Annotated in this window: 14 protein-coding genes; 7 read left to right on the top strand and 7 right to left on the bottom strand. The window is 63.9% G+C overall.

The window, feature by feature from the left end; all coding sequences use genetic code 11:
* Positions 1-56 precede the first annotated feature (56 nt).
* Both hisI and folE read right to left on the bottom strand, forming a co-directional pair.
* Positions 57-479, bottom strand: a complete 423-nt coding sequence (hisI, locus tag ACIPUD_RS19200) for a phosphoribosyl-AMP cyclohydrolase (RefSeq protein WP_446481333.1) — start codon at positions 477-479, stop codon at positions 57-59.
* 27 nt (positions 480-506) lie between these two features.
* The gene (gene folE / locus ACIPUD_RS19195) at positions 507-1,199 is read right to left on the bottom strand and encodes a GTP cyclohydrolase I FolE (protein ID WP_007602630.1); all 693 of its coding nucleotides are present in this window, start codon (positions 1,197-1,199) and stop codon (positions 507-509) included.
* Positions 1,200-1,429: 230 nt separating this feature from the next.
* Here folE and ACIPUD_RS19190 point away from each other — a divergent pair, with 230 nt between their 5' ends.
* Positions 1,430-1,885 (top strand): iron-sulfur cluster assembly scaffold protein, encoded by a 456-nt coding sequence (locus tag ACIPUD_RS19190; protein WP_446481332.1) that lies wholly within the window; start codon positions 1,430-1,432, stop codon positions 1,883-1,885.
* 57 nt (positions 1,886-1,942) lie between these two features.
* Here ACIPUD_RS19190 and ACIPUD_RS19185 read toward each other — a convergent pair whose 3' ends face one another.
* The gene (locus ACIPUD_RS19185; protein WP_446481331.1) at positions 1,943-2,842 is read right to left on the bottom strand and encodes a hypothetical protein; all 900 of its coding nucleotides are present in this window, start codon (positions 2,840-2,842) and stop codon (positions 1,943-1,945) included.
* A gap of 253 nt (positions 2,843-3,095) precedes the next feature.
* Here ACIPUD_RS19185 and yidD point away from each other — a divergent pair, with 253 nt between their 5' ends.
* The gene (yidD, locus tag ACIPUD_RS19180) at positions 3,096-3,434 is read left to right on the top strand and encodes a membrane protein insertion efficiency factor YidD (protein WP_247299741.1); all 339 of its coding nucleotides are present in this window, start codon (positions 3,096-3,098) and stop codon (positions 3,432-3,434) included.
* Between the two features lie 91 nt (positions 3,435-3,525).
* A complete protein-coding gene (locus ACIPUD_RS19175; protein ID WP_026232939.1) occupies positions 3,526-3,738 on the top strand; it encodes a hypothetical protein in 213 nt (70 codons plus the stop codon).
* On the opposite strand, the gene ACIPUD_RS19170 is transcribed toward ACIPUD_RS19175, so the two are convergent.
* Positions 3,739-4,953 carry a hypothetical protein gene (locus ACIPUD_RS19170; RefSeq protein ID WP_446481330.1) on the bottom strand — a complete coding sequence of 405 codons (1,215 nt, stop codon included), beginning with the start codon at positions 4,951-4,953 and terminating at the stop codon, positions 3,739-3,741.
* Positions 4,954-4,955: 2 nt separating this feature from the next.
* Positions 4,956-6,323, bottom strand: coding sequence for an APC family permease (locus ACIPUD_RS19165; protein WP_446481329.1), 1,368 nt, complete (start codon positions 6,321-6,323; stop codon positions 4,956-4,958).
* A 330-nt stretch (positions 6,324-6,653) separates the two neighbouring features.
* Between ACIPUD_RS19165 and ACIPUD_RS19160 the strand changes: the two genes are divergently transcribed.
* Entirely contained in the window at positions 6,654-7,997 is a 1,344-nt protein-coding gene (locus ACIPUD_RS19160) for an alpha/beta hydrolase (protein ID WP_446481328.1), read from the top strand.
* A 66-nt stretch (positions 7,998-8,063) separates the two neighbouring features.
* Here the strand turns inward: ACIPUD_RS19160 and ACIPUD_RS19155 are convergent, their stop codons facing one another.
* Both ACIPUD_RS19155 and ACIPUD_RS19150 read right to left on the bottom strand, forming a co-directional pair.
* Entirely contained in the window at positions 8,064-8,453 is a 390-nt protein-coding gene (locus tag ACIPUD_RS19155) for a hypothetical protein (RefSeq protein WP_247299745.1), read from the bottom strand.
* Positions 8,454-8,545: 92 nt separating this feature from the next.
* A complete protein-coding gene (locus ACIPUD_RS19150; RefSeq protein ID WP_446481327.1) occupies positions 8,546-9,718 on the bottom strand; it encodes an MFS transporter in 1,173 nt (390 codons plus the stop codon).
* A 186-nt stretch (positions 9,719-9,904) separates the two neighbouring features.
* On the opposite strand from ACIPUD_RS19150, the gene thrS reads away from it, so the two are divergent.
* The 3 genes from thrS (at position 9,905) to ACIPUD_RS19135 (ending at position 13,975) form a co-directional block, all read left to right on the top strand.
* Positions 9,905-11,986: a threonine--tRNA ligase gene (thrS, locus tag ACIPUD_RS19145; protein ID WP_446481326.1), complete on the top strand. Its 2,082-nt coding sequence runs from the start codon at positions 9,905-9,907 to the stop codon at positions 11,984-11,986.
* Between the two features lie 93 nt (positions 11,987-12,079).
* Positions 12,080-12,643: a nitroreductase family protein gene (locus ACIPUD_RS19140; protein WP_446481325.1), complete on the top strand. Its 564-nt coding sequence runs from the start codon at positions 12,080-12,082 to the stop codon at positions 12,641-12,643.
* A gap of 63 nt (positions 12,644-12,706) precedes the next feature.
* A complete protein-coding gene (locus ACIPUD_RS19135) occupies positions 12,707-13,975 on the top strand; it encodes a serine hydrolase domain-containing protein (protein ID WP_446481324.1) in 1,269 nt (422 codons plus the stop codon).
* Positions 13,976-14,375 lie beyond the last annotated feature (400 nt).

The raw sequence follows: 14,375 nt of genomic DNA, 5'->3' as shown, positions 1-14,375 counted from the left end.
TGGTTAATGCGGGGTAAATTCGGGCCGCCAGCGCCGCGCTCCGCATGACGGCAGGACTACTTCTTGTACACCGCGTCCGGATCGAACAGCTTGTCCGCATCGACAAAGACGAGCCTGGCGCCGCCGTCTTCGGCCTCGACCTTGCGGTAGAAGCAGGACCGGCGGCCGGTGTGACACGCAGCGCCGATCTGCTCGACGCGCAGCCAGACCGCATCCTGATCGCAATCGGTGCGGATCTCGAGCACGCGCTGGGTCTGACCTGAGGTCTCACCTTTTCGCCACAAGGCATTGCGCGAGCGGCTGAAGTACCAGGCTTCGCCGGTCGCGATGGTCTTGCGCAGCGCCTCGTCATTCATGTGCGCGACCATCAGCACGTCGCCGGTGGCAAATTCGGTCGCCACGACCGTGACGAGCCCGGCCGCATCGAATCTCGGAAGGAAGGCGAGACCTTCCTCGGTTTCATGGGAGTGAGCGGACACAACGCCCTCGCCGGTCTATTCGCGAGGTCAGCGCTGCAGGCCTCGCACCAGGGACAGAAAACGAGCCTGTTCCGCCGGATTGTCGCGGAACATGCCGGTGAAGCGGCTGGTGAAGGTGGAGGCACCATGCTTGGCGACGCCGCGCACCGACATGCAGGTATGCTCGGCCTCGATCAGCACGGCAACGCCGCGCGGCTTGAGGATCTCGTCGATCGCTGCCGCGATCTGCGCGGTCATGTGCTCCTGGGTCTGGAGCCGGCGGGCGAAGATGTCGGTGAGGCGCGCAAGCTTCGACAGGCCGACCACACGTTCCACCGGCGTATAGGCGATGTGCGCCTTGCCGTAGAACGGCATCATGTGATGCTCGCATTGCGAGGTAAACTCGATGTCACGTACAAGGACGAAGTCGTCATAGCCGGCGGTCTCGCCGAAGGTGCGATCGAGCACCTCGGCCGGACACTGGTGGTAGCCCTGATAGAGTTCGTCGAAAGCCTCGACCACGCGGCGCGGCGTGTCGAGCAGTCCCTCGCGGTTGGTATTCTCGCCGATATAGGCGAGCAGTGTCTTCACCGCCTGCTCGGCCTCGGCGCGCGCCGGGCGCGGCTGGTCGGCGCGGACGGCGGCGGCGAGGAATTCGGAAGGATCAAGCTCCGCCGGACGGCTCTCGGGCTGCCGATCGGAGGGCTTGTTGGGGCGGATGGATTTGATGGTAGCGTCCATGTCGACTCCGTTCGACGGCCTTGCGGCCGGAGTGTCACCGGCAGACGGGGCGGCGAACCGCCGGACGCCTGAGAGAACAGTTTCGGCGAAAAGTCTGCAAGCCGTAACGTCGGCAGCAGGGTTTTGGATCACACCACTGCTGCAGCGCTGGACTGTTTTTCCGCCAGTTCCGACCCTATATAAGGCCGTGGACGGCGCACGCCAAGGCCGGTCCTGCTGGACTCCATCACATGCTGAACGACATTTATAACAAGCGCATCATCGAACTGGCCGGGAATATTCCGCGGCTCGGGCGGTTGCCGAATCCCGATGCCACTGCCACCGCCCATTCCAAGCTGTGCGGGTCGACCGTCAAGGTCGACCTCAAGATGGAGGGCGAGAAGGTCACTGACTTCGCCCATGACGTGAAGGCCTGCGCGCTGGGACAAGCTTCTTCCTCCATCATGGCAAGTCAGATCGTCGGATCGACTGCGAGCGAACTCCGTGAGTTACGCGAAACTGTTCGCAAGATGCTGAAGGAGAACGGCGCGCCTCCTGAAGGCAAATGGGAAGAGATCAAGTTCCTCGAGCCGGTCCGCGACTACAAGGCGCGCCACGCCTCGACGCTCCTGACCTTCGATGCCGTGGTCGATGCCATCGGCCAGATCGAGGCGAAGGCGAAGCAGCCGGCTGCGGCGCAAGGCTGATTCCGGAGGCTGATCCGGGCTCGTCGCTCGACCCGGAAATAGATCAGAGATTCGAGGCTACTTCTGCGACGCCGCAACCGGCGTGGCCACGCCGCCCGTGGGCACCAGGGCTTCCGCCGTCTTGGTCGACTTCGCAGGCTGCTCCGGTTCCGCACCGAACCTCGCCTGGGTCTTCGGTGCAAGCTCCGCCATTGCCGGCGCGGAGATGTCGACATGCGGCAGCACGTCGGCCACGAGATCCGTCGTCACGAGATTGGTCAGCTTGAGCTCGCCTGCATCGAGCTGATGCAGATCTTCCCAGGGCGGGACGCTGAGCGCGAGCGACAGCAGATCGCCGGCACCGCCCATGTCGAACGTGTATTTGGCAAGCCGGCCGATGTCGCGCTCCACGATCATCAGGTCCTGCGCGCTGTAGCTCGCCGCCTTGGCATCGTCGGCGCGATCGCCCATCCAGATCTGGTGAACCCGGACATGGGCCGCTTCCGGCACGTAGCGCTTCTTGCCCGCCAACAGCAGGAACACGCACATGGATTCGCAATAGGCCTCCGGCGCGACTGCCGGACGGGCCGACTGCCCGCCGCGGTTCTGAACGCTAATGCCGACCGTGGTCAGAAGTCCGAGATTGCGGAAGCGCCGGCCGAGCGTGATCGCGTCGTTGACGGAACCGCCGCTGGAATCCAGCACCACGGTGGCGCCGCCGAGCTGGCGCCCGCGGGAAAACTCTTCGAAGTCCCGGGGCGTATCGGCGGTGATGATGCCGACTGCACTGACCCAACCGCGGCAATTCGGCTCGCAGGCGACCCAATTGAACTTCATCGGCAGCTTGCGCTCTTCGAGGGCAGCACCGGCCCGGGCAGACGACCCGAGCATCGCGACGGCACCAGCCAGCACGACTCCACAAGCGGCGATTCCTACCAGCAACCAGCCGCGAAGATTGAGCGCCTTCAGAAGTTTCAAACTGGTCCCTTCCCCAAGTCCCAAGCCTTAGCCCAAGCCTTACGGCGAGCCGACTCAGCCAAGCCCCGTTCCGACATTCCAATGAGTCTCACATGGACGTCACAAAAATGGTATCCGGGGGAATACAGCTCGTCCATAGGCATTTGCTGCACTGCTCCCAAAAAGCACGCAAAATATGACGTACAAACAACAGCTTACAGTTCCCTGCACCGGAACCGCGCAAAACCTCGCCCACGATCTCAGCAAAGCGCCCATGAAGCAATCAGCCTGCGAGCACTGTTCCAATCCCGTCGCGGGCGCGCTCCGGCTTCCACGCAGATTCGCCCGCGCGCTGATCTGGCTCTACCGCCACACGCTCTCGCCGCTGGTTGGCTACAATTGCCGGCACCTGCCGACCTGCTCCACCTATGGCGACGAGGCAATCGAACGGTTCGGGCTGTGGGCCGGCGGCTGGATGACGCTCGCGCGCCTGCTCCGCTGCAACCCTTTCGGCACCTCGGGCATCGACAACGTGCCCCTCACCGCACCACAGGGCGCGCGCTGGTACTTGCCCTGGCGCTACGGCCGCTGGCGCGGCGTCAACGCATCCTGAGCATGATGCGGCGCCTCAGGTGTCGCTACCTTGAGTGGAACCGAAACTCTCTCCTCGCGTTGCTGTGATGCTCCCGCGGGAGGAAACAACAATGCGCTGGAAAATCAGCCCTCATTTTCACGTCAGACTTGGACCGGATTCCCGGGGTGGTTCGCGAGGCCACGATCCCAGAACCCTCGACATGCTCGCCATCATCGCCCTGCTGCTGCTCGTGGTCGGTTCCGGCTGGTATCTGGAGACGAGTCTTGCCACGCCGCCTAGCACAACGGCGTTCATCGTGCCGAGCCAGAGCGTGCACTGGTAATTAGCGGGACCAGAAAAAGCGTCCGGGTGGCGGCGGGACCGGCTCAGGCGGACGTGGCCGCTTCGGACGCAGCGGTTTCGGCGACGGCTCGGCGGACGAGGTGGTCTCCGCCCCCGGCGCCGTCTCGCTTCCCGGCACCTTCACCGCCAGCAGCAAGTTCGACTCGTGCATCCGCCAGCGGTAGCCGACGCCGAAATCGATCGGCTGGGCGCGCGTGAACAGCGCGGCGTAGCGTTCCTGGTAGCGGCCGGGAAATTCGCTGATCGGTCCGAGATAGCGGCCGAACGGGAAGAACCGCCATTGCCGCGAATTGTAGCTCGAAAGCGGAATGCCGGAATCGTCCTGGACGATGGTCGCGCTGTTGGCGAGCAACCAGTCGCGCGCCACGGTGAAATTGCCGGAGTGCAGCAGATAGGACGCACTCTTGATCAGGCTGTTGCCGGGTCCGAGCGTCTCGCAGAACTTCAGGAATCCTGCCGCGCGTGCACCTGAATTGGAGAGATCGGTCGAGAAATAATACAGCGTGCGCGCCTCGCCGTCGGGGCCCGCAAAGGTGATGCGGGCGCCGCGCGTCGCGTTCGGTCCTGGATTGTCGTTGCCGACATGCACGCCGCCCTTGTCGTCGAGTGCGACCATCTCGACATTGCGGATGATCTTGCCGGAGCGGACGAGGAAGACGTAGAGGATCGGCAAGGTGCCGTTGACCTGGTTGGTGTGCAGGTCGACCTTCATTTGCTTGGTGATGAAGAAGGAAAAACTCAGGATCGAGCCGAGCGAGCGCTCGACATTATAGAGCGCGGCGCCGACCGAACTGCGCGGCAATCGCGCCAGGTCAGCCACCGCACCGACCGGCTCCAGCGCGCCAAGCACGTAAGTGCTGGCCTTGGGATAGAAGGCGTTGGCGTAGAGGAAGTCGGGGCCGCTGAACCAATAAAACATGGTCGGCCTGGGCGCCGCCAAATTGACGTCGGCCCAGTTGCGGATCTTCGCGAGCTGGCGCTCCTCGAGCTGGGCGAAGGCACTGTCGAAGAATCTCGCGTGGCGTTGCCAACCCGAGTCCTTTGTGAGCGGCACCAGCGGCGAATCCGCCGAAGGCTGCATGCCCGCGAGGAAGCGCGCGGTGTCGTCGAAGGTTGCCTCGGCAGCACGTGCGGACGAGACGGCCGCAGCCAGCAAGGCGAGAGCCACGGCCGCAATTCTCATGGGTCGAAACATGTCTATTCGCGATTGTGTGACGTGCCAGCGGCGACCGGCCGCCTGCGGAAAACAGCATAAATCAACAGGCCCGAGACCATGACGAGCATCCCCGATAGCGATTGCACCGGCCGCTCAGTCAATAAATAGTACATCATCAACGCGGTCACGAGCAGGAACACGAGCGGCGTGAACGGGTATCCCCAGGCACGATAGGGCCGCGGCAAATCGGGATCCGTGATGCGCAGCTTGATGACGCCGGCGACCGTGAAGAACGAGCAGAACAGCAGCGCGAACTGGATGAAGTCGAGCACGGCCTCGAAGCTGCGCGTGAACAGCAGCAAATTGGCGACGGCGAGCTGAAACAGGATGGCATAGGCCGGCGCGCCGCGCACCGATCTCCGCGAGAACACGCGCAGCGCCGGAATATCCTCCCCCATCGTCATCATCACGCGCGGGCCGATCCACATCATCGCGCTGATCGAGGAGATCAGGCCGAAACAGATCATCGCGCCGACGATCCGGCCGCCGAGATTGCCGAAGATCGCGCTGCCGGCAACGCTGGCAACGTCGAGCTGTCCCGCGAGCGCGCTGACCGGCGTGGAATGCAGAAACACCGCATTCAGCGCGACGTACAGCACGAGCACGATCAGCGTGCCCGCGAGCAGCGCGCGCGGCAGGTCCCGCTGCGGCATGTTCATCTCGCCGATGATGTAGGTCGCGGCATTCCAGCCCGAGAACGAATACATCACGAATACGAGCCCGATCGCGAAAGGCGCGCTGACGATATGCGCGAGATCGCCCGCCTGCGGCGTGAAGGCGATCGGCTGCGGCTCGCCGACGATGAAGCCGGCAACCAGGAAGGCAACGATCAGCACGACCTTCAGGATGGTCGAGATCAACTGGAAGGTCGAGGAGTGCCTGACTCCGGTCAGTTGCACGAGCGAGACCAGCCACACCACGCCGATGGCAAGCGGGATCGGCGGCACACCGGGCACGACCGATTTGGCGTATTCGCCGAAGGCCATCGCGGCGAGCGCGACGGGCGCTGCAAAGCCAACCGTCGCCGACACCCAGCCGGCGAGAAAGCCGAAGGCGGGATGATAGGCACGGCCGAGGAAATTGTATTCGCCGCTCGAGCGCGGAAACATGGCACCGAGCTCGCTGTAGGAGAACACCCCGCACAGCGCGACGATGCCGCCGACCGTCCAAAGCAAGAGGATCGAGAAGCCCGAGGGAATGTCCTTGACCTGGAAGCCGAGGCTGGTGAAGACGCCGACCCCGATCATGTCGGCCACGACGATGGCGGTTGCGACCAGAACGGAGACCCCCGACCCGCTTCCGGTCAGCCGGCCGGTCCAGGGTGCAGTACCCGCATCTGATGCCGTCATCGCCGTCCTCAACCTCAGGCGTCACGCCTCGTGGGAAGCATCGTGCAGCTCGGTCCAGTCAATTCAAGCAGGGTTAACAAGGGTTAAATGAGGCGGGGCCAAATCGGTACTGCAGCACCATCAATGCACGATGCGGGCAATAAAGCGTCGTAAACACCGGGACATCCCGTCTCCCTCCCCCCACAATCACGACACGATTGCGTGGTCCCTTTGAGCGTTCCGGATGTGGGGAAGTTTCTCCGGACACTTAACGTCGCCTAAACGCCCATCGGCTCAATTGCCTTAATGATTGCCGATGGACTTGTGGTCATGACTTGGGGTCATGGGTGAATGGTCGGGGCCGTTCCGAAGCCGAGAGCTGACATCCGCGCTGACCGGACCACGTCCGGCGCACGCGGTCGTGCGCTTCGGATCGCTCTGATCTCAGCTTTGGTGCCGTTGTCGCTGACGCTGGTTCAATGCGGCAAGGCGCCTAATCCGGCAGCGCTCGCGGCAAACTCACAGGCCAACGTCCAAGGCAACGTCCCAGCCAACGTCCAGGTCGTCGCGAAGACAAACCAGCAAGTCGCAAGCAACGACACGTTCGAGGATCGATTCCCGGCCCCCCAGTTCAGGGAGCGCTTCCCATCCGCGAGCGAGGGTTTTCTGCAACGGCAGATGTCGGACTTCTCACCCAAGCGCACCGTGCAGCCGCAGCCGGAGCAGGCGCCCTACAAGGTCGCTTCGCTCGCGCCGCAGGCCCCCTACCAGCGTCCGCCACGTGAGGACCTGACGACGCTCGTCAGCATGAAATCGTCAGCTTTCCCCTATTTCGGCAACAACCCCGCCTCCGACGCGCCCTTCCTCAACATCTCCAAGGGCGACCGCCGCGGCCACCGCAGCTATTCCGGGCGCGTATTCTGGCAGGACGAGACTTACAACGATAACCGCGTCCTGATGCACGTGCCCGAACATTTCGACGTGCGGAAGCCAGGCGTGATCGTGGTGTTCTTCCACGGCAATGGCGCGACGCTGGAGCGCGACGTGCGCGACCGGCAGCTGGTGCCGCAACAGATCACCGATTCCGGCGCCAATGCCATCCTGCTCGCACCGCAGATGGCGGTCGATGCCGCCGATTCCAGCGCAGGAAAATTCTGGCAGGCTGGCGGCCTCAAGCGCTTCATCGACGAGTCGGCGAACCATCTCGCCCGCCTCACCGGCGATCCCAACAGCGGCCGCGCCTTCGCCAACATGCCGATCGTGATCGTCGGCTACAGCGGCGGCTTCCTGCCGACGGCCTGGAGCCTCGAGGTTGGTGGTATCAGTGACCGTGTCCGCGGCGTCGTGTTGCTCGACGCCGTCTATGGCGAGATGGACAAGTTCGCCTCATGGATCGAGAGCCACCGCTCCGGCTTCTTCGTTAGCTCCTACACCCGCTACACCGCGCGGCGCGACCGCGAACTGATGAGCACGCTGCGGCAGAAAGGCATAACCGTCTCCGAAGACATGGACGGCCCCTTGCGTCCGGGCAGCGTGGTGTTCGTCGAAACCGGGGACGGCATCACGCATCGTGACTATGTGACCCGAGCGTGGACGCGGGACCCGCTCAAGGACGTCCTGGTGAAGATGTCGGCAACGCCATCACTCGCGCTCACGCGCGTGGCCTCCACCAATCCATCCCCGTCGAGCCGGTAAGCCCGCGATATTGCGCCGTCGGTATTGGCTAGGTGGGCCTGTAACTGTCGCAGGCCCTGATCTGCCTCAGGTCTTTGGCAGCTTCGGAATGCTTTCGGCAAAGCCGTTGAAGCAGGCCAGCCGCTCGTCCTCTTCCTTGAAGAAACGGCAATCGGCGTAGCCCTTGGCCTTGGCCGGCTTCGGCTTTGGCGTCGGCGGGATCACGGCGTCGTAGCAATTGAGCCGGTCCTTGGTGCCGTCATCGAGGTCCAGGCAAGCCTGCAGCCGCGCCGCGATGGATTGTGGCTTGCCCTTCGGCGCGGCAGCCGGCTTGGCCGCAGCCTCCTTGGTGCCCGCCTTGGTCCCTTTGGACTTGACCTGCACCAACGGCTTGTCTCCGATCATTGGTGGCTTGTCGGCTTGCGCGAAAGCGGAAGCTGAATAGAGCACCGCGGCAACCGCCAGAATCATCCTCATCTCAGTCAACCCTCTTTGGTCCCCATGACCGGCCTTCTAGCCTCCCGGCGCGCGGTTTGCCAAGCACCTTGCGCACACAGGCACGCTTCCGTTCAGGCCGGGGCGGCTGTTGCCGGCCGGGGCCGGGTCAGGACGACCAGGATCAGCGCCACCACCACGAAACCGACTGCGACGAAGCTGAGCGTATGCAGGAGCTCGCGGGCGAACAGCAGTCCGCCGACGGCAGAGCCGACCGCCTGGCCGATATAAAGGACGGAGGTGTTGAGTGCGACGGTCGCCGATGCCAGCGACGGTGCAGCCGAGACCAGCCGCACCTGCTGCATCGAATTGGTCGAGGCAAAACCGAGGCCCCAGATCGCGACCGCACCCGCCATCAACGCGAGCGTGCCGGCGCCGAGTGCCCAGCCCGTGATTCCTGCAAGCAGCAGGCAGGTGAACAGCAGCGAGGTGCGATAGGGTCCCGAGGTGTCGACGATGCGGGTCGCGATGACAACGCCGAGGAAGCCGCAGACGCCATAGAGAGCGAACACCAGGCCGATCGCATCGGGCCCTGCGCCGGTCAGCTTGTTGAGCAGCGGCCCCATGAAGGTGAACACCACGAATTGCCCGGACATCTGCAACATCGTGATCGCAAGCAGAAGCAGGATCGTCCCGTTGCGACCGACCGCGCTCCAGGTGTTGAGATCCACCGGCGTCCCCTTCAAGCCCCCCGGCAGCCGCATCAGCAACAGCAGGAAGCTGACGCAACCGAGCGCGCCGATTCCGCCATAGGCCGCGCGCCAGCCATAGCGGCTGGCGATGAAGGTGATCAGCGGCAGGCCGACGGCGGCAGCGAGCGACCAGCCGAGGAAGATGTAGGCAATCGTGCTGCCGCGACGCTCCACCGGCACGATCAACGCCGCCGTACCGGCGGCCTGCGGCGTGTAGAGCGCGCCGACCGCGAGCATCACCAGGCGGGTGACGAGGAGGCTCGCATAGTCGGGCGCAAAGGCCGAAGCGAGATTGCCAAAAGCGAGCACCGCCAGCGTCGTGGTGAGTAACGCCCGGCGCTCGATCCGGCTGGTGAGCCAGGCCGTCAGCGGCGAGCCGATGCAGAGGATGACAGCCCCGAAGGTGATCAGGAGCGCGGCCGCATGGATGCTGACGTCGAGCCCCGTCGCCAATTCCGGCAGCATGCCCGCCGGCGCCAGTACTGAGCAGCCGGTGACGAGATTGCCGAGCATCAGGGCGGTTGGCGCGAAACGGCCGGCGCGTGCATTTTCCATGCAAACGCATGTAGAGCCGCCTTGCGACCAGTTAAAGGGCGTTGCCCGGAATAGTTCGTGCAGCGCCTCCGCTTTTGCGCGCCGGTTTCTTGGAAATGCCGGATTGCGCAGGCCGACTCGCCTGATATATCGCTCGTTCCCGCTTACCTGCGCTCGTTCGCAGGAGTGAGCCTCAGGAGACATGCCATGACCGACCAGCCCAAGGACCCATCCAAGGACCAATCCAAGTCCGAGCAGCCCAAATCCGAATCCGGTTTCCAATACAGCCTCAGCAATTTGAGACCCGTGACCCCACCGGAAAAAATCACGCTCACCTTCCCCGACGGCGCCCGGCGCGAATACGCCAAGAGCATCACCGGCCTCGAACTCGCCAAGGGCATTTCGCCGTCGCTGGCCAAGCGTACGGTCGCGATGGCGCTCGACGGCGTGGTCTCCGACCTCGACGATCCCATCGAAGCCGATGCCAGGATCGAGCTGATCAACCGGGACGATCCGCGCGCGCTCGAGCTGATCCGCCATGACTGCGCCCACGTGCTGGCCGAAGCCGTGCAGACGCTGTGGCCGGGCACGCAGGTAACCATCGGCCCCGTGATCGAGAACGGCTTCTATTACGATTTCTTCCGCAACGAGCCGTTCACGCCGGAAGACTTTGCCGCGATCGAGAAGAAGATGCGCGAGCTCATCGCGCGCGACAAGCCTTTTACTAAGGAGGTTTGGGATCGCGAAAAGACAAAACAGGTGTTCCGCGACAAGGGCGAGGCGTTCAAGGTCGAGCTGGTCGATGCCATTCCCGGCAACGAGCCGATCAAGATCTATTACCAGGGCGACTGGTTCGATCTCTGCCGCGGCCCGCACATGACATCGACCGGTAAGGTCGGCAACGCCTTCAAGCTGATGAAGGTGGCCGGCGCCTATTGGCGCGGCGACAGCAACAACCCGATGCTGACCCGCATCTACGGCACGGCATTCGCCAAGCAGGAGGACCTCGACGCTTATCTGAAGCAGATCGAGGAAGCGGAAAAGCGCGACCATCGCAAGCTCGGGCGCGAACTCGACCTCTTCCACTTCCAGGAGGAAGGTCCGGGCGTCGTGTTCTGGCACGCCAAGGGCTGGACCATCTTCCAGCAGCTGATCGCCTATATGCGACGCCGCCTGGCCGGTGACTATAGCGAGGTCAACGCCCCCCAGATCCTCGACAAGTCGCTGTGGGAGACCTCGGGCCATTGGGGCTGGTACCGCGAGAACATGTTCGCGGCGCAGTCGGCCGGCGAGGAGGCCGAAGACAAGCGCTGGTTCGCGCTGAAGCCGATGAACTGCCCAGGCCACGTGCAGATCTTCAAGCATGGCCTGAAGAGCTACCGCGACCTGCCGCTGCGGCTCGCCGAGTTCGGCGTGGTGCACCGCTACGAGCCGTCCGGCGCGATGCACGGCTTGATGCGCGTGCGCGGCTTCACCCAGGATGACGCGCACATCTTCTGCATGGAGGATCAGCTCGCCGACGAATGCCTGAAGATCAACGAGCTGATCCTGTCGACCTATGCCGATTTCGGCTTCACCGGCGATCTCACCGTGAAGCTGTCGACACGGCCGGAGAAACGCGTCGGCACCGACGCGATGTGGGATCACGCCGAACGCGTGATGGCGACGGTGCTGCGCGAGATCCAGTCGCAGAACAATCACATCAAGACCGAGATCAATCCGGGCGAAGGCGCCTTCTACGGGCCGAAGTTCGAATATGTGTTGCGCGACGCCATCGGCCGCGACTGGCAGTGCGGCACCACGCAGGTCGACTTCAACCTGCCGGAACGGTTCGGCGCGTTCTACATCGACCACGACAGCAGCAAGAAGCCGCCGGTGATGGTGCACCGCGCGATCTGCGGTTCGATGGAGCGCTTCATCGGCATCCTGATCGAGCACTATGCCGGCAACTTCCCACTCTGGCTGTCGCCGGTCCAGGTGGTGGTCACCACCATCACGTCGGAAGCCGACGAGTATGCCAAGCAGGTGCTGGAGCAGGTCCGGCGTGCGGGACTTCGGGCCGAGATCGACCTGCGCAACGAAAAGATCAACTACAAGGTCCGCGAGCATTCGCTGGCCAAGATTCCGGCACTGCTCGTGGTCGGCAAGAAAGAGGCCGAGACGCAGTCGGTCTCGATCCGCCGGCTTGGCAGCGACGGGCAGAACGTGATGCCGACGAGGGAGGCGCTTGCCGCTCTCGTCGGCGAAGCGACCCCGCCGGATATCCGGCGGGCGCGCGGCGCGGCCTGACATCTGAAATCGGTCTAAACTCGCTTTCGGTTGCGGGCGTGCATGCTTATCTCGGCATGGCACGCCCGACGACCAGCCGAAGAGGAAACCGCAGTGCCCGACGCCATCGAACTCCTGAAGACCCGCCGCTCGATCAAGCCGCGCGAGATGTCCGGACCTGGCCCCTCCCCGGCCGAGCTCGAGACGATCCTCACCATCGGTGCGCGCGTGCCCGACCATGGCAAGCTCGCGCCCTGGCGCTTCATCATCTTCGAGGGCGATGCGCGCCAGCGCGCCGGCGAGGTGATCGCGAAGGTGTTTGCCCGGAAGAATCCCGGCGCGCCGGCGGCCGACGTCGAGACCGAGCGCAAACGCCTCACGGATGCGCCGCTGGTGATCGGCATCGTCAGCTTCACCAAACCGCATCCGAAGGTGCCGGCCTTCGAGCAGGAATTGTCGGCCGGGGCCAGCGTTATGAACATCGTCACGGCCGCGGCGGCGCTCGGCTACGGCGCCTGCTGGCTGACCGGCTGGTTCGCGTTCGATCGCGACGTGCTGGATGGCCTCGGCCTCAAGCCGGACGAGAAGCTCGCGGGCTTCGTCCATATCGGCAAGCCGACCAGGCCGAGCGAAGACCGTCCGCGACCGGTCCTTTCTGAAATCGTGACGCGATTTTAATCGAAGGCGTGTTGACGCCTTCGACGTCTTGCGGCTTTGATCCCGGCGAGGGAGGAAGCCCGGATGAAGCGTCGTGAATTTCTGGTCGGAGCCGCGCTGCTGGCCGGCACGATGGCGCGAAGCCGCGCCGCCGACGTCCCCGCGCCGTCGTCCGACGGGCTCGACCGCATCACAGCGTATTTCGACAACGAGGTGACGAATGGCCGGCTGCCCGGCGCCGTGGTGCTGGTCCAGCAGCACGGCAAGCCGGTCTATCTGAAGACTATTGGCGTGCGCGACACCAGGACCGGTCTCGCGATGACGCCCGATACGATCTTCGCCATCCACTCGATGACCAAGCCGATCACCTGCCTTGGCGCGATGGTGCTGATCGACGAGGGCAAGCTCGCGCTCACCGACCCCGTCTCGAAATACGTTCCTCTCTTCGCCGACACCAAGGTGGGCCTCGAGGTCACCAATCCCGACGGCACGTTGCATCTGGATCTCGTGGCCCCGGTCCGTCCCGTCAACATCGAGGATCTGCTGCGGCACACCTCCGGCATCAGCTACGACTACATCGGCGGCAAATGGGTCGAGCAGGCCTACAAGGCCGCCAATATCTTCGAAGGTCAATTCAACAACAGGGAATTCGCCCAACGCATCGCAAGGCTGCCGCTGGCACGGCAACCGGGAACGCTGTGGCGCTACGGTCATTCCACTGACGTCCTCGGCAGCGTCATCGAGATCATCTCGGGCCAGACGCTGTACGAATTCCTCAAGCAGCGCATCTTCGATCCGCTCGGCATGAGCAGCACCAAGTTCGCGCTGGCGACCGAGGACGAGCTTGCGCGGATGGCGCGGCCGCTGCCGAACGACAACATCCTGCTCGCCGCCGAGCGCGAGCGCCTCGATCACCCCGAATGGCAGTCCGGCGGCGGCGGGCTGCTCTCGACCATCACCGACTACCAGCGATTCGCGCAGATGCTGCTCAATGGCGGCGAGTTCGACGGCAAGCGCTATCTGAGCCCCGCTGCCTTCAAGGCCATGACGACCGATCACGTCGGGCCGGGCTCGGGCGTCGGACGCGATTACTTCTATTTTCCGGGCGACGGCTTCGGCTATGGCTATGGCCTCGCGGTGCGGACCGATCCCGGCAACGCCAAACCGCCGCCGCCGGGCTCGCTCGGCGAGTTGAAATGGGACAGTGGCAGCGGCACCTATTTCGGCGTCGATCCCAAGCTCGACATGGTCTACCTGCTGATGCAGCAGACCCAGAACGAGCGCAGCCGCATCACGCCGGCCTTCAAGGCGCTGGTCTACGACTGCTATCCGTCCGAGTTACGCCGTCCGTGAATCTCGCTCGCCGAAATCGGCGAGCAGCTTTGCGATCTCGGCGGCGTATACTCCCATCATCCTCGTCATTGCGAGCGCAGCGAAGCAATCCAGAGTCTTTCCGCGGCGGCAGCCTGGATTGCTTCGCTGCGCTCGCAATGACGGAGTGAGTGGCTGGCAGCCTCGCGCTTCGATTCGCATTCCGAGTGGCAGACACACCTTCGCCCTCTCGCGGCGAATTTCGCCCGAGCTTTGCTCGTCGCCTAGCCCTCAAATGAAAGAGGGCGCAGGGAAGACCGGGTGCCGGCTGGCACCCGCGGTCCACTGTGCGAGATTGTCGTAACAAAGATTGCACAGCGGCATACAGGTGAAGCCAAAACAACCGGCCTTCCCTGCGCAGTGGCTTTACGGCTTATGTCGT

Source organism: Bradyrhizobium sp. CAR08 (genome assembly GCF_052871955.1).
The sequence above is the reverse complement of the archived record's forward strand: the minus strand, read 5'-3'. Positions and strand labels throughout refer to the sequence as shown.

Excerpts from the sequence above, each read along its gene's own strand:
- folE (WP_007602630.1), bottom strand. The coding sequence starts at position 1,199 with ATGGACGCTACCATCAAATCCATCCGCCCCAACAAGCCCTCCGATCGG.
- ACIPUD_RS19190 (WP_446481332.1), top strand. The coding sequence starts at position 1,430 with ATGCTGAACGACATTTATAACAAGCGCATCATCGAACTGGCCGGGAAT.
- yidD (WP_247299741.1), top strand. The coding sequence starts at position 3,096 with ATGAAGCAATCAGCCTGCGAGCACTGTTCCAATCCCGTCGCGGGCGCG.
- ACIPUD_RS19175 (WP_026232939.1), top strand. The coding sequence starts at position 3,526 with ATGCGCTGGAAAATCAGCCCTCATTTTCACGTCAGACTTGGACCGGAT.
- ACIPUD_RS19170 (WP_446481330.1), bottom strand. The coding sequence starts at position 4,953 with ATGTTTCGACCCATGAGAATTGCGGCCGTGGCTCTCGCCTTGCTGGCT.
- ACIPUD_RS19165 (WP_446481329.1), bottom strand. The coding sequence starts at position 6,323 with ATGACGGCATCAGATGCGGGTACTGCACCCTGGACCGGCCGGCTGACC.
- ACIPUD_RS19160 (WP_446481328.1), top strand. The coding sequence starts at position 6,654 with ATGGTCGGGGCCGTTCCGAAGCCGAGAGCTGACATCCGCGCTGACCGG.
- ACIPUD_RS19155 (WP_247299745.1), bottom strand. The coding sequence starts at position 8,453 with ATGAGGATGATTCTGGCGGTTGCCGCGGTGCTCTATTCAGCTTCCGCT.
- ACIPUD_RS19150 (WP_446481327.1), bottom strand. The coding sequence starts at position 9,718 with ATGGAAAATGCACGCGCCGGCCGTTTCGCGCCAACCGCCCTGATGCTC.
- thrS (WP_446481326.1), top strand. The coding sequence starts at position 9,905 with ATGACCGACCAGCCCAAGGACCCATCCAAGGACCAATCCAAGTCCGAG.
- ACIPUD_RS19135 (WP_446481324.1), top strand. The coding sequence starts at position 12,707 with ATGAAGCGTCGTGAATTTCTGGTCGGAGCCGCGCTGCTGGCCGGCACG.